A 21,781-nucleotide genomic window follows, 5' to 3' on the forward strand; every position below is an offset into this window, starting at 1 on the left:
AGAGAGATTCAATGAATAAAATCAAACTAATGAGCATATTTAGCGTCATCTTGTTGCTCTTACATTTTCCAGTGAGTGTTTATGCTACTTTTAATGATTATATGCTCGATGAGATCCATCAAGGAAAGAGCTTAAGTGCATGGTTGTATGACGAAGGAGAAAACGCAATCTCTCAACAGATCAGTGCTACACCACAAGTAGATGGTTCTTTAGGGGTTGATGTGGGGGATAGTGTAAGTTTTTCGATTAATATTCCTACCTATGCCCTTGTAACAGATCGAGGTGGTTGGATTCCAGCACTTACGGGAGGTAAGAGTGGAAATACGCCTGTACCCAATTACTTTTATACTCAGATGCGTTATGGAAAGTCACCAAATCTGCTAGGTAATTTTAGCATAGGCGAGGTGACCGCGACAAATCTTCCTTCGGGAGTGACTATTAGCAGGGTAGTTGGTCCGACTACGGGAAATCATACAAGAGTTGATGTGACAGTTACTAGGTCACAGGTGAGTGCGACAAATGGTCATACTAACTCAATCAATCTTAACTTGAGTTCGCTTTATTTAGATACATGGGCAATTGATCCAACAACTGCTGATTTTTTTGGAAACAACCCGATTAATGTAGGGGGTATCACACTTACTAATCTTAATTTAGGCACATTGTCACTGCGAACAAAAAATTCAATCAAAGTGAGATATATCGATGAGGAAGGTAATGAACTCCGAGCTCCACTGGTAGAACAAATGGAGGTTGGTCAAAACTATGCGTATACACCTCCAGTCATTCCGGGATATACCTTCAGCAGATTATCATCTGGAAGCGCAAGTGCTTCCGGTCAGATGGCAGCTGGTCCGGAAAGACTTGTTGAATTTGTCTATACAAAGAATCCAACGGTGGGCGGAGCGATCACGGTGAACCACGAATTTATCGGTGCTTCAAGTATGAATAGCAGTGCACGATTCACAAACGTGGGGAATGTGGGCGATCGATTTGAATTGACACCTAGAACAGAAGCGGGTTGGCAAGTAAAAGGTGAGTTGCCAGAAGTGATAGTGACAGAACAAGCACAAACGGTGACGATCCAATACGAGCGAAAACCTGGAGGTGCCATCACCGTCAATCATGAATTCATTGGCGATTCTTCTATGAATACGAACGAAGTGATTACAGATGTCGGGAATGTCGGTGATCGTTTTGAATTGACGCCACGAACAGAAGCGGGTTGGCAAGTAAAAGGTGAGTTGCCAGAAGTGATAGTGACAGAACAAGCACAAACGGTGACGATCCAATACGAGCGAAAACCTGGAGGTGCCATCACCGTCAATCATGAATTCATTGGCGATTCTTCTATGAATACGAACGAAGTGATTACAGATGTCGGGAATGTCGGTGATCGTTTTGAATTGATGCCACGAACAGAAGCGGGTTGGCAAGTAAAAGGTGAGTTGCCAGAAGTGATAGTGACAGAACAAGCACAAACGGTGACGATCCAATACGAGCGAAAACCTGGAGGTGCCATCACCGTCAATCATGAATTCATTGGCGAATCTTCTATGAATACGAACGAAGTGATTACAGATGTCGGGAATGTCGGTGATCGTTTTGAATTGATGCCACGAACAGAAGCGGGTTGGCAAGTAAAAGGTGAGTTGCCAGAAGTGATAGTGACAGAACAAGCACAAACGGTAACGATCCAATACGAGCGTAAAGTTGGCGGTCAAGTAGTCGTCAACCACATTTTTGAGGAAGCGCCTGAAAAAAATCGAATGGACATTCTACTTGGACGTTGGGGAGAAGCTTTTAAGGCAGAGCCAATGCAAATAGCTGGTTGGGAAGTAAAAGAAACCATCGGCCAACCTACAGGTGTATTTACAGATGAGGAGCAAGAGATAAATTTCGTCTATGTTAGAAATGAGGAGCAGCCGAGACCAGAGGAAGACAAACCTAATGACAATAAGGATAAGCACCCTGAAACAAAACCGGTGGACCAAACAACTGACAAAAAAACTTCAACTAAAAAGAATGATGGGGTCGCAATCAGAAGAAAAGAAGAGAAGCGTTCGCTACCAAGATTGAATAGTCAAGCAGGAATTTCCTTAACTGTAGTAGGGACGTCAATCGTTGCATTTGTCTTTTGGAAACAACTAAAAAAGCGAACTAAATGTAAAAATAAATGATACCAAACATTTGATTTAAAGGAGGAGTTCGATGATCACCAATGAACAGCCAGATCCAGAGGTAAAAATGCTACAAAAAACATCCTTGAAAACGCCTAAATTTGGTTTTATGGGACTAAAATATTTAGGACGATTTGTCGTCAAAGTGACGAAGATGATCAAAAATAGAATCACAAAAAAGAAAGAAAAAGAGCAATCACCTTTAGAAGTATCTGCTAATAAGACGAAGGCAGCTAAAAAACAACCTGTCAAGCTGGAAGCTGCGAAAGAAAAAGCGCCTGTTGTAAAAAATATCGCAACAAAAACCAATCGGAACCTTTTTCAGTTTTTATACAAATTAGGGACGAACTTCATGAAGGTTGATCTTTTAAAAAGTATAAAAACACTAGGTATCAGTGCAACATCCTCTCAACGAAGAATCAAATCTGCCGAAGTCAAAACAGTGAAAGCGGCAAAACAACAATCCGTTGCTAAAATCAAAAAATTGAGCTTTGCCACAGTAAAAAAAGAGGCAATCAGTAAAAGTAATAAAATCAATCAGTTATCAAAAAATAATCAGTTAACAAGAAGACCGTCATTACAAAGATCATAAGGAATTCTCATGATCAATTGGAGCCATCCTGATTGGAGGAGAAAGAATGGAACATGAGCGTATGAGTGATGAACAACGAAGAATCGGTCGTGAGACTAAGCGAATCCAAACAATGAAAAGGATAGAAGAAAACAAGAGAGAGCAAGAACGCGTTTATTTGGAGAGTGTTCGATCGTCAGAGGGATTCAAACGTTCGTTACAAAAGAAAAATAGGAAATAAGTCATTTTGTTCATAAATAATATCGCGAAGACAGATAAAGGATTTCTTTAAGAAAGTAGGAATGATAATGGATGAACAACTCGTAAAATTAAACCAAAAAATTGCACGCATAAAAGATATCAATGATCCTGAACTCGATCGTTTAGTAGCAATGAAAAATGAGTTGCTACAACAAAACGCTGTACAAGATCAAATACAGCCGACTGCTTCATCAAGCACCTTGAGAACAACTGAAGTAAAATCTAATCCTGAAAAGATTCAGCAATTAACGGAAAAAATTTCAGAGAAACAAGCGCAAATAAACCGTATCAAAGATATGAGTGATCCCCGCTATGAAAAATTAGAAGCGGAGAAAACACAGTTGATCAGAGAAAGAGAAACTGAACGTCTCAAATCAGCTAAGAGTCATGAACTTACAGACAAAACAGGCATAGCTGGGCAAGCGAATAGGGACTCAACGATCGTCAAAACAGATTTAAAAAATGTCCAAAAAATGATCCACCACGATCTGGATCAACAATTTGAAAAACTATCTAATTTTTTTGAGGAGTATAAATTTCAGTATGATTCATCAAAGGATGAAAAAAACATCAAGGAATTAGGTGAGAATATCGACATGCATAAAAAAAGATATGACCTGAAGATGAAAAATAGTTTTAATGACGCGGGTTTCTATGGCAGGTTTAAGAAAAATGAAAAACAAAGTGAACTAGCACTCGGAAATTTTATCGAAACCTGGAAAGAAGACCAAGGCTACCATCGAGATACTCATTCCGCTATTGAAAAAATCCATGAATTGAAAGATACAATTGTAAAAAATCATAATTTAGAGAAATACAGTATGAAAGTCAACACGAAACAAAATGAATTAGCCGAATTACAAAGTAAAAAACAGCGAATCAATTTTTTTAGTAAGTATATTTTTAATCGCGAAAAATATCGTCAATTAAAAAATCAGATCCATGAATTAAAAAACGAATTGAATATTATAAGAGAAGCTCGATCACTAGCTATGAAAGGCGATCTCACAAAAGCAGAAAACTTATTCAATGTTAGTGAACGTACAGGGACTTCTCATGAAGTGAAGCAACGAAGACTTACTCAAAAAACGTTATCGCCTTCCTTGGCTACAAGTATTCCTGGTCCTAGTAAACTGCAAAACAAAATGGAAGCAAGCATAAGCAAATCAGCAGAAATCATGCAACGCAAGAGTTCAGAGAAATTGCGTAGTTCTTCCCCTAAAGAGCAACGCGCATAAAAAAAGTATCTCTAATCGATAAAAATTTTATCGATTAGAGATATCAATGATTAATTGTCTGATGAATAGTCACCTTGTTAATTTATAAGAACTCTAACAAAGAAAGAATATTCGCTTGTTGCAACAGCTAAAAGTTAAGGAGTACCAATGAAAAGCAAAATAAATAGTAAAAAAATAATCATCTTAATAACCGTATTAGTGATTCTTTTGACCCATCTACCTTTTCATTTTGCCTATGGATCAGAAACTAGTGAACCTGCACCCGAAAGCCAAAATGATCCAAGTTTAGGAGTAGAGAGAAATGCAACAATCACATTTGAAACAAGTCCTTCAGAAGGTGGTAGACCTAGTTCTATGCCTCATGTAAATCCGCCATGGGGAAGTTTATTTTACACTATCAGTGCAAATCCGAACCAAGGGTTTCGTTTCGTTCGATGGGAGCTAATCAACGGATGGAATGCTTCGATAGGCAATCTAAATGCTGAAACAACAAGTCTTACTATCTCTACTGGTGGCCCTATAGGACCACCAGTGCATGAGACGATAACGATACGAGCAATATATGAGAGGGTTTACAATTTAACTTTCCAATCTTCTCCAAATGCTGGAGGAAATCCAAGAGCGGATCAAACAATACTGGCACAAGGTGAAACGACCACGATCCATGCCAACGTTTCGAATGGATATCGCTTTGTTCAATGGGAGCCTGTTTCTGGAAACGCGACTATTGCAAACCGAACGAGTCAAAGTACATCCATTACGATGGGGACAGGAGATTCGTCCATTCGAGCAGTCTACGAACAAATCACCCATAGTGTGAGTGTGCAGGCAAATCCAACGATTGGTGGCAATCCTAGGGTTTCAGCTTCATCCGCTGCCCAAGGAGCAACCATCAATTTGAATGCGAATCCAGCTGTCGGGTACCGGTTTGTCAATTGGCAGTTTCGAACCCAAAATGGTGCAACCATAACGAATAGTAATCTGGCGAATACCAGTTTACGAATGGGTACGGGACCTGTGAGCGTCCAAGCCAATTATGAACGCTTGCAACAAGGCAGTGTCGTCGTAAGGTATGTGGACGAAGAGGGGAATGAGTTAGCTCAAAGCGATATTTTAACGGGATTTAGCGGAGAAGCATATCGTACAGAAGCAAAAGAAATCGAAGGGTGGGAATTGCTTGTTGCACCGGAAAATGCAACAGGGGTTTTCACGAATAATGAGCAGATAGTCACCTATATCTATCGGAAGAGTCAGGAGTTATGGGGAACCGTCCCTTGGGAATACGACGAGGCAACGAAAACGATCCATTTGTATGGTGGAATCGCTGGATCGGTCTCGCAAGCGCCATGGAAAGTTCACTCAGAAGTTGAAACTATTCGTGTCATCAATGAAGTATTTTTACCAGAAAATAGCGCATCTTTATTTTACGAGTTAAATCAGTTGAAAAGTATTGAAGATGCAGGAAAGTTCAATACATCCGGAGTTACGAATATGAGCAGAATGTTTGCAAGTACAACAGCACTAAAAGAGCTCAATATTAGTCAATGGGATGTGTCTAATGTAACTAGCATGAGTCACACATTTGCATGGATGAGCAATTTAATAAAGTTAGATGTCAGTCAATGGAATGTGTCTAATGTGACGAATATGAGCCACGCATTTGCTTGGACATACAACTTGGCGGACATTGATGTCAGTCAATGGAATGTTGAGAATGTGACCAGTATGACGAATTTATTTATGTCTTCCTCTTCACTAACTGAATTAGATTTGAGTAATTGGGACACAAAAAATAAAGATATTAGGGGCATGTTCTCTAATACTTGGAGACTTTCATCTCTTAAATTAGGAAAAGAAACAGTGATTGAAGGTACCAGGTTACCAAGGATCACATCTACAACTGAATATACAGGCCGATGGGTGCTTGAAGAAAGTTTGGATAGTTCAGTTCGAACAATCGCGTTTGAGAATTCAAACGAATTTATGGCAAATTATGACGGAAATCATCCAGGAACTTATGTATGGGAACGTTCTCGTCCGGAAGAATTAGTGGCAGCATTAGAGCCATTAAGTGACCAATCAACAGCAATCACTGGTTGGATGACAGAAGTAACGGATAGTCGAACAATCACTTACCAAAATACAACGGGACAAACAGTCAGTGTAACTAAAGAATCACCGAGGATCAAGTGGGGAGATTACCAAGATGCAGATCAACGAATACGACAGTTTGAGATACCCTTGGCAGAAAATGAGCGTTTAGCAACAGATACACAGGTAACACTCGCTGTTGCTAAACCATCCGTCGAAACAACTGGTGATTTGACGATTGAAGAAAAGGTAATCAAAGGGATCGACTACACTGCAAATCACTTCACATTAGAACGTAAGAAGTTAGAGGCATTAACCAGTGAAGCAGAACTCCATGAATTGATTCTGAAGGAAAGTCAGGCAACAGCACACGATGCTTTGACACAGGACGATCGCAGTCAGGAAATTAAAATCGTAGCTACGGATTTAACCAAGGATGAAGTGGACGATGGCACGTATTTTGCTACATTTCAAGTAGGGAACAAAGCCTATCAGTTTACAATAGGCATTGATGTTAGCTCGAAGATCCATCATCTAAAAGTTTCCATACCGACGAAAATGGTGTTCGAATCCCTCTACCAAGGCGAGGAAACTAATCGTGAATTTGTTAGTCCAGATTACGAGATCCGTAATCATTCAGATCTTTCTGTTGATACGTATGTGAATCAGTTCATTGTTGAAGATGATGCAGGGGTCACCTTGTTAAGAGAGGATGAAAATCCTTTAGATCACGCGCCATTGCAAGAAGGACGACCGAAAAAATTCTCTGATATCAAACAATCACTATTGGAATTACAGTTGATGTCTAATGAAACCAAAATTTCTTTATATGGACGAAGAAGTGAACAACGCTTGGCACAAGTTGCACCATACTCAAGTGTCCCTTTCCATTTGACCGGTCGGTTTTATGGGCCATATCCTAAGTGGATCTCGGAAAGTGACAATGAACAAGGGGGCTATTATCAAGATTCATTCGTTCCCACCTATCGTATGATTTTACGATTTGTTCCCAGATAGCGGGCATAGATGTACGAGATAAAAGAATGATAATGACTAGGAGACGTTCAACCAATGAGTAAAACAAAACGAAGGAATCAACAAAAGAAACGACGGAAGAACGGTGTCTTATTATTGTTTGTTTCTTTAATAATGATGGCTGTTGCTAGTTGGTATTGGTTTGGTCACAAAGAACCCATTCCAGTTATCAGCGCGGATTTGTTACCTGAAATCAGTGATGCGAGTGATCAACGGATTTCTGAGCGTGCGCAAGAACTAGCAGATGCAAATTATTTCACCTTGCAGATCAACCCAGAAGCAGTTTTCGAAAATGGCAGAAGTCGTGGATCGATCGAAATCGTCAATCCTGGCACGAATGTTTATCCGATTGCGGTCGATATCACGATCAATGATACGAAAGAAGTGATTTATTCTTCTGGCGCGATTTATCCCAATCAATTGATTGAAGCGGTGTATTTGAAACGACCTTTAGAAAAAGGAGAATATCCAGCAACAGCGACAGTCAATATCTATGATCCAGAAACCAAAGAAAAGCAAGGCGTAACCGAAGCAGAAATCAGTATATTGATAAAAAATTAATCCAATTTAAGTGAGGCTACCTAAATGAAAAAAGCAACAAAATTAGTGTTAAGTATTCTAACAATTACAGGAGTATGTATTAGTGGAATTACCGCTTTTGCTAGTCCAGTCCAAACCATCGATGGGCGAGAAGGCGCAACTTCTGGAGATATCACTATAAAGGGGATCATCGGTGAATTTGATAATACAAAGCCTGGTCCAAATCCAGAAAATCTCGATCAATGGATCAATGTGACCCTACCGACGACAGCTATTTTCCGGACAACAGAAGAATCTGAGCATAAAAAGATTACTTCTCCGGCTTATCACGTGACGAACCATTCTGCGCTAAGTGTGCGGGCTTCCGTCTCAAATGTGACAGAAGTCAAAGAAATGAGCGAAGTAGATCGACTAATGATCAATACGATCGAATTATTCAACAAAGGAGTTTCGACAGTTACAGCTACGCCTTTATTCACCTTATCTGGTAATGAGGGGAATCATACAGTCGGTAACTTCCGATTTAGTGGGGATGCGACACCGAGAAATGCTTCCGTAGAAAGTAATCCGAGCTTTAAACTAGTATTGAATTTTGCAGTAGAGGAATAAAGCAAATGGAAAATTTACTATCAGATAGTAAGATGAGGAAGTATAGAAGTAAAAAATGGCAAGTTTTATCGGTGCTACACATACTTCTTATTATTAGCTTATCCTTTTCCACCATAGTCAAGGCAGAAGAGGTGCAATCCACTCATAATATCAGAGTATCTGGTACGATTGGATCGACTGTTGAAGAAACAAAAGAAGCAAACAAGCATCAGACACTAGTCGCTGATCTTTCTGCGATCACTCGAAAAAATCTACCCGAAACAGGAACAGTAGTAAATCAACGAATTGTTTTCTTAGGTTATCTGTTGATTGGTATTTCTGGGGGAGTAGTTTTGTTTTCTAGAAAACGAAACTATCCTATTGAATACTTAAAATGATCGATCTAGTAAGGAAATGAGCGTTGAAAAATGACAGAAAACGAGTAAACAAAAAAGCCATCCGCAGAGGATGGCTTTTTTCTATGGTCAATCACTACTGTTTCTAGACGAAGCTCGAGTAGAAGGTGCAGTTCGTGTCCCGCTGTCACCACCAGCAGCATTTGTATCTTCAGAACTTGGCGGCGTAGCAGAGGATTCAGGTGGTGCTTCTTCGCTAGAAGATGCTGGTGGTTCTGTAGAAGGCTCACTACTTGGTTCAGTTGGTTCACTACTTGGTGGTGTCGACTGTTCAGAGCTACTAGGTTCAGTCGTTGAGCTTGTAGAAGTCTCAGGAACAGTTTCGCTCGTTGAAGAATCTGGAACAGGAGTTACAGGGACGACCGCAGATGAAGAAGGAATCGTCGTTGACGGCACCGTAGCGTTTGAATTGCCAGATGATGATGCATTTCTAAAGAATAATTCACCACCAGAACGGTACAGTCCGTTAGGCATCGTCCAATCCGTATTTGTCACATTTGCAGAGACAAATTTCATCAATTCGCGATAAACATCTGAAGCTACATCTGTTCCAGTGGAAGTGATCGGAGTCATTTTATCATTGTATCCCGTCCACACAGAAATGGCATAATTCGGTGTGTAACCAGCAAATAAAATATCTGGATAAACGCCCGTTGAGGTACCTAACTTAGCATATTCCTCGTCCGTATAATTAGATGTTCCTGTTTTACCTGCTTGGATCAACCCTGGGATTGCGGCATTCGTACCGGTTCCGCGAGTAATCGTATCTTTCAAGATGTCAGTAACCATATACGCTGTTTCTTCAGACATCGCTCTTGTTCCTTCTGGTTCAAATGTTTCTTCAGTACCATCTTGGAAAACGATCCGATTAACGTATTGTGGTTTATAGTAAGTGCCACCGTTTGCTAAGGCAGCGTATGCTGCGGCCATTTTTTCAGAAGAAGCACCGTATTTTGTACCATCTTGTTGTTCAGTATTACTTGAAATCGCATTTGACTGATGGATCGTGCTATATTCGATCCCTAAGCTACTCAAGAATTCTGCGACTTTATCTGCGCCAACTTCATTGAAGAGCTTGACTGCCGGGACGTTTCTTGAAAGGTATAACGCTTGGCGCAAGGTGACCATTCCCATGTAACGGTTGTCCCAGTTCGAAACAGGAATAGAAGTTCCTTCATAATTGTAAGGTGCGTCGGCGATCAATTTACCAGTAGAATAGTTCAATTCTTCAAATGCTGGCGCGTAATCAGTGATCGGTTTCATGGTTGAACCAAAGTCACGAGAGGTATTAACAGCTAAGTTATTACCTAAAGAGACATCATCCGGAATGTTTCTTCCACCGATCTGCGCGGTGACTTGTCCAGTATTGACATCGATCAACGTAGTGGCAACTTGCATTTGATCATCTGGATATGCAACGTATTGATCTGTATTCACTACATCATATAAGTGTTTTTGGGCATTCAAGTCTAAGTTCGTATAAATATCTAAGCCATCGGTATAGACATTCTTGTCTGTTTTAGCATGGACTTCATTGATGACCTCTTTGACATAATTGTCGACGATCCGTGTATTAGTGTCTTCTTGGGTTAATTCTTGTAACCCATCCGTGATCGGTGTGTTGATCGCTGTATCGTACTCTGTTTGAGAGATTTTTTCGTTTTGGAGCATCGTGTACAAGACAGTGTCACGACGTTTTTTTGCTTGCTCTGGAAACTGGTAAGGATCATAAGCTGACGGTGCTTGAGGCATTCCTGCTAAAAGCGCGGTTTGCGGTAAATTCAATTCGCTTAATGTTTTTCCAAAGTAAGATTGAGCCGCTGTTTCCATGCCATAAAGACCGTTAGACATATAGACTTTATTGACATAATAGGTCAATATCTCTTGTTTTGATTTCGTTTGTTCCAGTCTGACAGCCATCCAAGCTTCTTGGGCTTTACGTCTGATTGTTTGGTCTTCGGTACTAGTTGAGAAGAAAGAGAGCTTGATCAGCTGCTGAGTCAATGTACTACCACCCTGTAAACCACCAGATGTAAAGTTGGATAATGCGGCACCGATGATCCGAACAGGGTCGACACCGATATGTTTGTAAAATCTTCGGTCTTCGACTGAAACGATGGCATCTTCAAGTGTCTTTGGCAGTTCGTTGGCAGAAATTTTCTCTCTTTTTTCCGCCCCTAGATCCTCAAATAACTCGCCATCTTTCGTATAAAGTTTTGACGAAACTGTTGCATCCAGTTTTTCGTCTGTCAAAGCAGGCGCATCTTTGGCATAAAACCAAAAAAGTCCGACCCCTGCGAGAAAAGCGACACAGATCAAGGAAAGACCAATTAAAAGAATACGTGTGATCAATCCTTTTCGATCTTTTCCAGTGCCTTTTTTCGTTGATTGTTTTCCTCTTTTCTTTGGAGAAGAAGAGGAGGTGCTTCTTTTAGAAGATCTCGTTTGATTAGTTGGCATTCTTTGGTTCTCCTTCATTAGATTCTAGGTACTGGTCGATTGCTTGCAAGTATGGAACACGAGGGGCAAAGCCACTTGGAATCTCGATTCCTAATTTTTCGATCAATGAAAGCGGCAAGGATTTCCTTCCTTGTGTCTGTTGTTCGTGCCAATAATGGACTAAATGTGTACTATCTAAATAAAAACAACGCTGTAAGGTAGAAAACCATAAAAGGACAAAACAGATTCCTCCTTGTTTTAGACAAGCTTCCATATGTGAGATTTGATGGGGATGGAAATTTTTAAATGGAAATGAAGTTTTGTTTTTTGTCTCTTTTGCTTCAAAATCCAAATAGAAACCTCGATAGACACCGTTATAATCAGTTGTGGAAGCTTGAGTAAAATAAGCTTCTTTAATGACAGCGGCACTACGTCGAGGGTAGTCAACTTTTACGATTTGAACCGGTGTTGGCTTTTTATGGATAACGGCCATTTGATGTGCCAGATAATACTCGTTGCTTTCATTGATGGCTTCTTCAAATCGCATCCCGCGATTGCCAAACTCCGTATGTGGGTTCCTTTTTACTTGTTTTTTTTCTTTGGACGAGGCATCCTTGATATAAGGACGGCCATTTGGATAGCGTAAAACCATGATCGAATCACTCTCCTAGGCCACATTATAGCAAAAAAGCACAGAGAAAGAAAAGGAAACTGGAATGGATACAATAAAAGTAATGTATATCTCTGGTTATCGCAGTTTTGAATTAGGCATATTCAAAGATAATGACCCTAAAATGACAGTTATTAAAAAAGTTTTAAAAAATGAATTGACCCAATTGGTAGAAGAAGGATTGGAATGGGTGATCATCAGTGGGAACTTAGGCGTCGAATTATGGGCAGGTGAAGTCGTCGCTGAAATGAAGACGGATTATCCAGAATTGAAGCTTGGGATCATTTATCCGTTTACAGAGTTTGGTAATGGTTGGAATGAGAACAATCAGGAAAAGAAAAGGCTGGTAGAACAGCTTTCTGACTATCGTGAGTCGGTGAGTCACCAACCCTATCAATCACCAAGTCAACTAAGAAATCATACCCAATTTATTCTACAACATACAGATGGGACACTATTGATTTATGATCCAGAATATCCTGGAAAAACAGACTATTTTTTTAAGGATGCACAAAAATATCAAGGGAGTCATCCTTATGAGATTCGAACCGTCAGCATGGATGATTTGCAAAATTTTAGTGAATAAAATAATATAGTGTTTGATTTATCAAGTCTTTTCCGATACAATAAAAAAGTAGAAACGTTAATACGTAAATGAGAACTAGAGGTGTAAATATGGCGAATTTGATTTATAGTCCTAAAGACATTTTACAACAAGAATTCAAAACAAAAATGCGCGGATATGATCCGATAGAAGTGGACGAATTCTTAGACAATATTATCAAAGATTATGAGAATTACAGCAAACAACTCCTTGCTTTACAAGAAGAAAACGATAAATTAAGTGCAAAAGTCGCTCAATTATCGAAAAACCAAGGAGCAGCTCCAAGTCGTGCACAACAAACAGAAACTCCGAAAAGTGCGGCAGTAACGAATTTTGATATTTTAAAACGTCTATCAAATCTTGAACGTGAAGTATTTGGTAAAAAATTAGATGCACAAGCAGGAAATGTACCACCAGTAACACCTAATCCAAACAACTATACAACAACAAACGAACATGACAACGAAGCAACACGTCAGTTTTAAGCAATGAATCGATTTGTGGTTTTCGGGTAATCGCGGTCTGGCTTTGACCAGACTGAGGAAAGTCCATGCTCGCACAGGCTGTGATGCCTGTAGTGTTCGTGCTTAGCGAAAAAATAAGCTAAGGTACTCTTTTTAGAGTAACGGCAGGAAAACAAGCTAAGGTTTCGGCTATGCTTCAGTATCCTTGAAAGTGCCACAGTGACGAAGCGAACGAGGAAACTTGTTCGGTGGAACGCGGTAAACCCCTCGAGCGAGCAACCCAAACAACGGTAGGGGCGCTTTTTGTCGGGGAATCAGAACGAGACAAAAGGGCAGTTGATCTGCAGATAGATGGTTACCGCTTTGTTTTTTCTCCCTGGAAAAACAAAGTACAGAACATGGCTTATAGAAAACCACATCTTCAGGGAATAAATCGATAGGCGAATAACAGCCTACAAAATCAGTACTAACAATAGCTTTTTCCTACGTCTGGCGTTTTCACATAAAAAAGATCGGATGTAGGGGATTTAGAAGAGGGTGTGACGGAAGCGCACAGCTCCAAGAATTAAGCAGCAACATACGAAAATAGCTTATCGTATTTTTGGGTGTTGTTGCTTATTTTCTAAGGGCTGCTTCTGCCACACCATTTGTTTGATTATAGAGGACGAATGTCATGCCTCTTTTTTGATTGATAAGGAGAGTACAATGGATAAAAATAGAGAATTCAATTTAATAGCGACAGCGGCAAGCGGGCTAGAAGCATTAGTAGGAAAAGAACTTAGAGATCTTGGCATCGAGTGCCAAGTCGAAAATGGTCGTGCGCGTTTCAAAGGAACGATGGAAACGATCGCTACAACAAATCTATGGTTACGTACAGCAGATCGTATCAAGATCGTCGTGGGTGAATTTGATGCCCGTACGTTTGATGAATTATTCGAGCAAGTCAAAGCGTTACCATGGGAAGATTACCTTCCATTAGACGCCTCTTTCCCTGTTGCAGGAAAATCGATCAAATCGACACTTTATAGTACACCAGACTGTCAAGCTATCACTAAGAAAGCAATTGTTGAAAGACTACGTACGTATTATCATCGTCCGTCTACTGTGCCATTGACAGAAACCGGTGCACATTTCCAACTAGAAGTTGCTTTACTGAAAGATCATGTGTTAGTGACCCTTGATACAACTGGTCCAAGTTTGTTCAAACGCGGTTATCGCTTAGAAAAAGGTGGTGCCCCATTAAAAGAAAATATGGCAGCAGCTTTAGTGATGTTGACGAACTGGCGTAAAGATCGTCCGTTTTATGATCCCGTTTGTGGTTCAGGAACACTGTGTATCGAAGCTGCACTGATCGGTCATAATATCGCCCCTGGTTTCAATCGTGAATTTGTGTGTGAGACGTGGGATTGGTTCGATCCGGCTATCATGGAAAAAGTTCGTGCAGCAGCAGAAGAACAGGCAGATTATGATATCGAATTAGATATCACTGGGTCTGATATCAATGGTCAATTGATCGGTATCGCCAGAGCCAATGCGGAAGAGATCGGTTTAGGAGATTCCATCACTTTCCAACAACGGGCAGTGAAGGACTTCAAAACGGAAAAAGAATACGGCGTGATCGTTGCTAATCCCCCTTATGGTGAACGCTTAGGTGAAGAAGAATCCGTTCGTCGTCTCTACAAAGAAATGGGTGAGGTCTTCCGACCATTGAAAACGTGGAGTAAGTACATCTTGACAAGTGATTTGGCATTTGAAGAATTTTACGGACAAAAAGCAACAAAAAAACGTAAATTATATAATGGTGCATTGCGCACAGATCTGTTCCAATATTGGGGAACTCGTCCACCAAGAAAAGAACGGACTGAAAACGAATAACTAGGATATAAGTATGGACACCTAAAAACCATGGTTGGGACTTTAAGACCTTTGACCCTATGATTTTTGGAGGAATTCAAAATGAATGAACAAGCAAAAAAGTATTGGAAAGAATTTTGGCAAGGTGAACTCCCTCCAACAAATGTTACGGCAGAGCAGTGGGGTTGGGAAGGGACACCGATGGCAGATGAGTTGGCAGACTTGATTTTAAAGGGGATCAAAACGGCGTCATGTTCATCATACGATGAATGCCTGTATTACGATGAAGACCCGTTGTCTAAAATCGGCAGTTATACCATTGTTTTAAATAGTAAAGACGAATCTGTAGGCATCATAAAATATACAGATATGACGATAATGCCAATGAATGAAGTAACAGAAGAAATTGCCCGTGCTGAAGGTGAGGGTGATTTGAGCTATGATTACTGGTATAAAGTTCATAAAAAATTTTTTAGGGAGTTAATGCCCCAAATTGGAAAAGAATTTTATGAAGAGATGCCCCTTGCTGTTGAACGGTTTGAATTAATCAACGCAAAAGAAATGTAGTAAATGTAAGTGAGCGATAACTATTGGATAAATGATAACTAGGATAAGTTGGAGGATTTTTGGATGAATGAAAAGGAATTTTTGAAAGAAGTAAAAGAAATCGATTTAATGAGTCAAGCGTTAACAGTATTGGACTGGGATATCCAAACAGGCATGCCAGAAAAATCAAGTGAAGAACGCAGTGAAGTCAACAGTTATTTATATGGGCTATACTTCTCAAAAAAAGTCGGACCGAAAATCGCAGAAGCAATCGAATACTTCTCTGCGCACCCTGACGAGTTGTCTGAAGTCGGAAAAACGGTTTTTGAGAAAGTCAAAGAAGACTATGAATTAGAGCATAAAGTACCGGAAGAATTGATGATTGCATTAACTTCTGCGACTTCTAAAGCCCACACAAAATGGCAAGAATCGCGTGAATCAAAACAATTTGCTGATTTTGAATCCGCGTTATCTGAGAACATCAAGATCACAAAACAGTTGATCCCATATTGGCGTAAAGAGGAAAAAACGGATTATGATGTTCTGTTGAATAAATACGAACCAGGAATGACAGTTGAGATCTTAGATCAAGTATTTGCTCAAGTCAAAGAGGGCATTATGTCCATCCGCCAAGCCTTAGTGGAAAAAGGAACAGCGCCAGAGACGGATTTTCTTTCACGTAAAATGACGAAGGAACAACAAAAACGTTTTGTAGTCGGTGTGATCAAACAGTTAGGGTATGATTTTTCACGAGGTCGCTTAGATGACACGATCCATCCATTTATGATCGGGATTAATCGTAATGATGTCCGCATCACGACACGTTGGAATGAAGAGGACTTCAAAATGGCAACGTTTGGAGTAATTCATGAAGCCGGACACGGGATGTATGAACAAAATATTGATGAAAAATATACGTATACACCAGTTGGTGAAGGTACTTCGATGGGCATCCATGAGTCGCAATCACTTTTCAATGAAATCATTGTCGGCAGCAATCGTAGTTTCTGGGAAAAACAGTACCCATTCTTCCAAGAGTGTGCTGAAGGAACCTTTGATGATATTTCTTTTGATGATTTCTATCGTTCATTACAGTATACAAAAGCAAGTTTGATTCGGATTGAAGCAGATAGTTTGACGTATCCATTACACATCATTATACGTTATGAGATCGAAAAAATGATGTTCAATGAAGGGTTAGAAGTTGAGAAATTACCAGAAGTATGGAACCAAAAATATGAAGAGTATTTAGGTATCCGTCCAACAAACGATTTAGAAGGAATCTTACAAGATGTCCATTGGTCAGGTGCAAGTTTTGGTTACTTCCCATCTTATGCGTTAGGATTCATGTATGCTGCACAATTATTACATGCAATGAAAAAAGATATCGCTGTTGATGAGATTTTGGCTTCTGATGATTCCTCACCGATCAAAGAGTGGATGACAGAAAAAATCCATCAGTACGGTGCATCAAGAAAACCAAATCAATTGATTCAAGATGCGACAGGAGAAGTATTGAATCCGCAGTACTTGATCGATTTTATGCGAAAACTTTACTTTAGCGTTTATGGTGTTGAAGAAGTCTAAAAAATTCTCAAATAGAAGGTGAAAGCGGCAGTGGATAAATTAAATGAAATTGCTAATTATAGCATGGCACAATTGTCTTTGGATCGTTCAGGACATGGGGTGGACCATACGAATCGAGTAGTCGAACTTTCCCGACAAGTCCTTGAGACACTACCGCAAGCCGATCCTTTTATCACGCTGGCAGCGGCATATCTACATGATACGATCGATGATAAAGTGGTCGAAGATGAAGGGCAAGTGAAAGAAGGACTCAGAGTCTTTTTGGCAAACATCGGAGTGGCAGAATCAGAGATTCATCAAATCTTTCATATCATCGAAAATATGTCTTTTTCAAAAAGTTTGTCTGATAACGTCGAATTATCCTTAGAAGGCAAGATCGTACAGGATGCAGATCGCTTAGAGGCATTAGGTGCAATGGGTATCTTACGTACGGCATATTATGGAGGACATAAGGGGCATCCGATTTTTGACCCACTTATCCAGCCAATCAATTATACGAACAAACAAGAGTATCGTAAAGGCTCGACAGTCATCAATCATTTTTATGAAAAATTGTTGTTATTGCCAGACCAAATGAATACGGAGTATGCGAAACAAGAAGCAAAACGACGTGAAGTGTTCATGCGTGAATTTCTAGAGGAGTTCTACAAAGAATGGTTTGTGGGCGAGAATTCACTTGATGCACAAACTTGGCGTAACCGATAATTAAATCGACATGTCTGAGCCATTCGACCTCTCGCGCCATCTAAAATAAATAAACGGCGTAAACAGAAGGAAGTTCTTCGTAAAATAAGGCGTCATCCACAAAAAGTTGAAAAACAATTTTCGTGGATGACGCCTTATTTTTTGAGGTTAAACGCTTCTGGCTTGACCTCGTCTTCCTATTTGTTTTTTTTTCGAATTTGCTTGATCCTTAACAAAGCGCGAAAGATATTCAACAAAAATAATAACGTAGCAATACCAATTGGTACCCAGATCAAATAGACAGAATAGCCAAGTTCTGCAGAAAGTTCTGCACTTGAAGTATGTGAAAGCTCAGAGACTGCTTGTTGCCATGTCTGTAAGTTGAAAACAAGCATAAAGCCTGCGATGATCAATAGAATAAAGCCTAAGTAATGGATCGATGTCCGCTTACGAATCAATGCAAAGACTAAATAGAGAATAAGTAAAAATGCTGGAACACCAAATACAAAATAAATATTAAGCAAAATGAATCGCCTCCTCATAATAATCATACTTCAATTGATAGGAATTTAAAAATAATTTAGTCATTACTTGCATTCTTTTCACCAATATTGCTAAGATAACTGTATTCAAAGGAGGTCTTTTTGTTTTATGGCAAGTTATATCGAGCCGATTCGTTTTGCGTTGATTGTCTTTCCTTTTCTCGCATTGGCGATTTCTGCTATCTTTTTTATTTATGAATACCGAAAGTATGGAACGTTTCTCCTAACTAGAGCGGTCATTTTATATTCATTTGTCTTTTATCTATTATGTGCTTACTTTTTAGTGATTTTACCTTTACCTACTAAGGAAGCTGTTGCGCAAATGACAGGTCCAAAAATGGAATTACACCTATTTGCGTCTTGGGAGAACTTCAGAGCGAATACAGTCCTCGTGTTGTCCGATCCGAGTACCTATTTACCTGCGATGCGACAAAGTGTTTTTTTAGAGCCATTATTCAATGTCTTTTTACTCTTACCTTTTGGCATCTATTTAAGGTATTATTTCCGACTATCCTTCGTCAAAACGGTCATTGCAAGTTTCTGTCTCTCCCTATTTTTTGAGTTGACACAATTAACCGGTCTTTACTTTATCTATCCACGTCCGTATCGATTATTCGATGTCAATGATTTACTGACCAATACATTTGGCGGAATGCTTGGCTATCTTGTGACACCAATCTTTACGTTTATGTTGCCAACAAGAGCGAGAATGGATGAAGTATCTTATGAAAAAGGCAAGACAGTCTCTTTGACACGCCGTCTGGTTGCCTATTTAATTGATTGGTTTTTCTTATCTATTTGTACGTCGATCATCGGAGTGGTTGCCGGATTGTCGATTGGAAGTAGTGAGTTCACCTCCTATAGTTGGTGGTTGTTCGTGCAAGTCTTTCTCTATTTCATGCTTCTTCCTGTCTTTACAAATGGTCGAACACTTGGGAAAAAAATCGTCCGGATCAAGCTTGTTGAAGATGGGAGAGAACGAATCAGATTTCGTGCATTGTTCATTCGATATGCGTATCTCTATTTCTTATTTTATGGGCTAGGCTGGTTGAGCCAATTAGTTGGTCCAGTCATCAATCAAGCGACAGGTGTCACACAGATGAGTGCAGTGTTCATTTTCTTATGTACTTTGGTTGCACAGTTCATCTTCGGTCTGAATCTATTCTTATCTTTTATCCGTAAAAAGCGAGTTTTATTCTATGAAAAAGCGAGTCATACTTACACGATCAGTACGATCAAAGATAGAAAAGCCTGACCTTTTCAAGCAAAATAAGCAAATTTATGGTATAATTCCAAAGTCGTGAAAAATACAAAGAGAAGAGGTGTCGAAATGAGTCATTTTAAACAATTCAATTTTCATCCGTTTATCAACGAAGCGTTAGCAGAAAAAGGGTTCCAACAACCAACAGAAGTGCAAGAACGATTGATTCCTTTGATTTTAAAAGGGAAAAATATCATCGGACAATCACAAACTGGTTCAGGAAAAACGCATACGTTTCTTTTGCCTCTATTTCAAAAAATCAATGCCAATAAAGAAGAAGTCCAAGTGGTAATCACAGCACCAAGTCGTGAACTGGCGACGCAGATCTATGAAGCTGCTGTTCAAATCGCTAAGTTTTCCGATCCGGAGATTCGCGTATCGAATTTTGTCGGCGGAACAGACAAACAACGTCAATTAAATCGCTTGAATCACCAACAACCGCAAATCGTTGTCGGTACACCAGGACGTATCCTTGACATGATGAATGAGCAAGCTTTAAAGATCCATACAGCCTTTGCGTTCATCGTGGATGAAGCAGATATGACCTTAGATATGGGATTCTTGAATGAAGTTGATCAAATCGCTAGCCGCTTGCCAGAAAAATTACAATTTTTAGTTTTCTCAGCAACGATTCCAGAAAAACTACGCCCATTTTTGCGTAAATATATGGAAAATCCAATCATCGAAGAAATCAAACCAAAAGCAGTGATCTCAGAAGATATCGAGAATTGGTTAGTTTCAACAAAAGGAAAAGATAAGAATCAAACGATCTATCAATTATTGACGATCGGGCATCCTTATTTAGCAATCGTCTTTGCAAATACGAAACAACATGTAGACGAAATCGCTGATTACTTGAAAAACCAAGGCTTGAAAGTAGCGAAGATCCATGGAGATATCACTCCTCGTGAACGTAAGCGTGTGATGCGCCAAGTGCAAAACTTAGAGTATCAATATGTAGTTGCGACAGACTTAGCTGCTCGTGGTATCGATATCGAAGGCGTTTCTCATGTCATCAATGCGGAGGTTCCAGAAGATCTAGATTTCTTTATCCACCGTGTCGGTCGTACTGGTAGAAATGGTTTAAAAGGAACCGCGATCACTTTATATGCACCAAGTGATGAGGCATTGATCGAAGGCATCGAAAAAATCGGTGTTGTCTTTGAGCCAATGGAAATCAAAAATGGTGAAATCGTTAAAACCTATGACCGTAACCGTCGGACGAAACGTGAAAAATCAAAAGACAATCTTGACCCAACACTGATTGGTTTAGTCAAAAAGAAAAAGAAAAAAATCAAACCTGGTTACAAGAAAAAAATCGACTGGGCGATTGCGGAGAAAAATAAAAAAGACCGCAAGATCGAAAGACGTCAACAAACGCGTACAGCCAGAAAAAATAAAAAGAATTCCAACCAATAAGAGCAGTCATGAGCGAATCACGCTCCCCTTGACTTTCAGCCCCAAAAACCTAAATAGGAAATCTATTTTGGGTTTTAGGGCTGATTTTTTTGATTAAACAGTTGATATTAGGAGAACTGTTTTCGCATCTGTTGACAAAGAATGCCGTCTTCGATCAGTGGGTCTGAAAAACTCTGATAGCCCTGCTTTTCGTAGAAAGGAACGGCGGGAATTTCTGCAATCAAATAAATTTCTTTGAATGCTTCATTTATTGCTCGCTTTTCTGCCAATTGAAGCATTTCTCTGCCAATCCCACGTTTGCGCCAATCTTTTGCGACACAAAAACGATCAAATTGGATTTGTTCGTCACTTTGTTTTTGGTAACGTAAGGTAGCAATTGGCTGTTCGTCATGGATCATGACAAGGTTTGGGTAATAGGCATCCTTACCGTCAAATTCTAAATGAGCAGGTATTTCTTGCTCTAACACGAATACGTCATAACGTAAAACGTAACTGCTGGCTTTTATCCATTCTTCGGTTCCAAAATACGTTTCCATTGTTTTGCCTCCCTAGGGTTCTTTCCTGATTATAGCAAGGAAAACGTAGACCGCAAACAATGAAAAATCAAAAAGTAGGATTGACAGCATCGCTAAGAATACGTATACTGATAAAGTACAAAAAGGACATAGTTTGTTTTAGACTGACTCACAGAAAATTCTTTCTCGGCTGAAAAAAGAATAGTCACTGTTCAAACTGCTCCCTTTTTCAATTTGATAGAAATATCAACGCGACTCAGCGTTAACGAGTTTAAG

Annotated in this window: 20 protein-coding genes and 1 other RNA gene; 17 read left to right on the forward strand and 4 right to left on the reverse strand. The window is 39.7% G+C overall.

All coding sequences use genetic code 11. The features are described 5' to 3' along the window. Positions 1-11 precede the first annotated feature (11 nt). The 8 genes from IGJ14_RS06265 to IGJ14_RS06300 all read left to right on the forward strand — a co-directional run bounded on the left by IGJ14_RS06265 (position 12) and on the right by IGJ14_RS06300 (position 8,902). Positions 12-2,180: a MucBP domain-containing protein gene (locus IGJ14_RS06265; protein ID WP_430608410.1), complete on the forward strand. Its 2,169-nt coding sequence runs from the start codon at positions 12-14 to the stop codon at positions 2,178-2,180. A gap of 31 nt (positions 2,181-2,211) precedes the next feature. Next, positions 2,212-2,772, forward strand: a complete 561-nt coding sequence (locus tag IGJ14_RS06270; RefSeq protein WP_019723728.1) for a hypothetical protein — start codon at positions 2,212-2,214, stop codon at positions 2,770-2,772. Between the two features lie 46 nt (positions 2,773-2,818). After that, positions 2,819-2,992 (forward strand): hypothetical protein, encoded by a 174-nt coding sequence (locus IGJ14_RS06275; RefSeq protein WP_019723727.1) that lies wholly within the window; start codon positions 2,819-2,821, stop codon positions 2,990-2,992. Positions 2,993-3,059: 67 nt separating this feature from the next. Continuing rightward, positions 3,060-4,250 carry a hypothetical protein gene (locus IGJ14_RS06280; RefSeq protein ID WP_019723726.1) on the forward strand — a complete coding sequence of 397 codons (1,191 nt, stop codon included), beginning with the start codon at positions 3,060-3,062 and terminating at the stop codon, positions 4,248-4,250. Between the two features lie 147 nt (positions 4,251-4,397). Continuing rightward, positions 4,398-7,358: a BspA family leucine-rich repeat surface protein gene (locus tag IGJ14_RS06285; protein ID WP_195339259.1), complete on the forward strand. Its 2,961-nt coding sequence runs from the start codon at positions 4,398-4,400 to the stop codon at positions 7,356-7,358. 54 nt (positions 7,359-7,412) lie between these two features. Beyond that, complete coding sequence (locus tag IGJ14_RS06290; protein WP_019724062.1) at positions 7,413-7,937, forward strand: hypothetical protein; 525 nt, start codon at positions 7,413-7,415, stop codon at positions 7,935-7,937. 24 nt (positions 7,938-7,961) lie between these two features. Continuing rightward, the gene (locus IGJ14_RS06295; RefSeq protein WP_019724061.1) at positions 7,962-8,525 is read left to right on the forward strand and encodes a hypothetical protein; all 564 of its coding nucleotides are present in this window, start codon (positions 7,962-7,964) and stop codon (positions 8,523-8,525) included. A gap of 5 nt (positions 8,526-8,530) precedes the next feature. Next, positions 8,531-8,902, forward strand: a complete 372-nt coding sequence (locus IGJ14_RS06300) for an LPXTG cell wall anchor domain-containing protein (protein ID WP_019724060.1) — start codon at positions 8,531-8,533, stop codon at positions 8,900-8,902. Between the two features lie 87 nt (positions 8,903-8,989). On the opposite strand, the gene IGJ14_RS06305 is transcribed toward IGJ14_RS06300, so the two are convergent. Both IGJ14_RS06305 and recU read right to left on the reverse strand, forming a co-directional pair. After that, complete coding sequence (locus IGJ14_RS06305; protein WP_019724059.1) at positions 8,990-11,380, reverse strand: PBP1A family penicillin-binding protein; 2,391 nt, start codon at positions 11,378-11,380, stop codon at positions 8,990-8,992. After that, complete coding sequence (gene recU / locus IGJ14_RS06310; protein ID WP_019724058.1) at positions 11,370-12,011, reverse strand: Holliday junction resolvase RecU; 642 nt, start codon at positions 12,009-12,011, stop codon at positions 11,370-11,372. Before recU ends, IGJ14_RS06305 begins: the two co-directional genes overlap by 11 nt. A 64-nt stretch (positions 12,012-12,075) precedes the next feature. On the opposite strand from recU, the gene IGJ14_RS06315 reads away from it, so the two are divergent. The 7 genes from IGJ14_RS06315 (at position 12,076) to IGJ14_RS06345 (ending at position 17,789) form a co-directional block, all read left to right on the forward strand. Further along, on the forward strand, positions 12,076-12,615 hold the full coding sequence (locus tag IGJ14_RS06315) for a DUF1273 domain-containing protein (RefSeq protein WP_108145990.1): 540 nt from the start codon (positions 12,076-12,078) through the stop codon (positions 12,613-12,615). A gap of 89 nt (positions 12,616-12,704) precedes the next feature. After that, a complete protein-coding gene (gpsB, locus tag IGJ14_RS06320) occupies positions 12,705-13,118 on the forward strand; it encodes a cell division regulator GpsB (RefSeq protein WP_010735545.1) in 414 nt (137 codons plus the stop codon). An 18-nt stretch (positions 13,119-13,136) separates the two neighbouring features. After that, positions 13,137-13,508: RNase P RNA component class B (gene rnpB, locus IGJ14_RS06325), an RNA gene on the forward strand. 294 nt (positions 13,509-13,802) lie between these two features. Continuing rightward, positions 13,803-14,972: a THUMP domain-containing class I SAM-dependent RNA methyltransferase gene (locus tag IGJ14_RS06330; RefSeq protein ID WP_010735544.1), complete on the forward strand. Its 1,170-nt coding sequence runs from the start codon at positions 13,803-13,805 to the stop codon at positions 14,970-14,972. 81 nt (positions 14,973-15,053) lie between these two features. Next, positions 15,054-15,518: an ASCH domain-containing protein gene (locus IGJ14_RS06335; RefSeq protein ID WP_019723505.1), complete on the forward strand. Its 465-nt coding sequence runs from the start codon at positions 15,054-15,056 to the stop codon at positions 15,516-15,518. Between the two features lie 63 nt (positions 15,519-15,581). Then, on the forward strand, positions 15,582-17,084 hold the full coding sequence (locus IGJ14_RS06340) for a carboxypeptidase M32 (protein ID WP_019723504.1): 1,503 nt from the start codon (positions 15,582-15,584) through the stop codon (positions 17,082-17,084). 30 nt (positions 17,085-17,114) lie between these two features. Further along, positions 17,115-17,789, forward strand: a complete 675-nt coding sequence (locus IGJ14_RS06345; RefSeq protein ID WP_019723503.1) for an HD domain-containing protein — start codon at positions 17,115-17,117, stop codon at positions 17,787-17,789. Between the two features lie 176 nt (positions 17,790-17,965). Here the strand turns inward: IGJ14_RS06345 and IGJ14_RS06350 are convergent, their stop codons facing one another. After that, positions 17,966-18,292, reverse strand: a complete 327-nt coding sequence (locus tag IGJ14_RS06350) for a hypothetical protein (protein WP_019723502.1) — start codon at positions 18,290-18,292, stop codon at positions 17,966-17,968. A gap of 127 nt (positions 18,293-18,419) precedes the next feature. Here IGJ14_RS06350 and IGJ14_RS06355 point away from each other — a divergent pair, with 127 nt between their 5' ends. After that, entirely contained in the window at positions 18,420-19,565 is a 1,146-nt protein-coding gene (locus IGJ14_RS06355) for a VanZ family protein (RefSeq protein WP_019723501.1), read from the forward strand. A 75-nt stretch (positions 19,566-19,640) separates the two neighbouring features. Beyond that, positions 19,641-20,990 (forward strand): DEAD/DEAH box helicase, encoded by a 1,350-nt coding sequence (locus IGJ14_RS06360; protein WP_019723500.1) that lies wholly within the window; start codon positions 19,641-19,643, stop codon positions 20,988-20,990. A 107-nt stretch (positions 20,991-21,097) separates the two neighbouring features. On the opposite strand, the gene IGJ14_RS06365 is transcribed toward IGJ14_RS06360, so the two are convergent. Continuing rightward, complete coding sequence (locus IGJ14_RS06365) at positions 21,098-21,526, reverse strand: GNAT family N-acetyltransferase (RefSeq protein WP_019723499.1); 429 nt, start codon at positions 21,524-21,526, stop codon at positions 21,098-21,100. Between the last annotated feature and the right edge of the window lie 255 nt (positions 21,527-21,781).

This window comes from Enterococcus sp. DIV1304_2 (assembly GCF_050555445.1).
In the GTDB taxonomy this organism is placed as follows: domain Bacteria; phylum Bacillota; class Bacilli; order Lactobacillales; family Enterococcaceae; genus Enterococcus_B; species Enterococcus_B pernyi.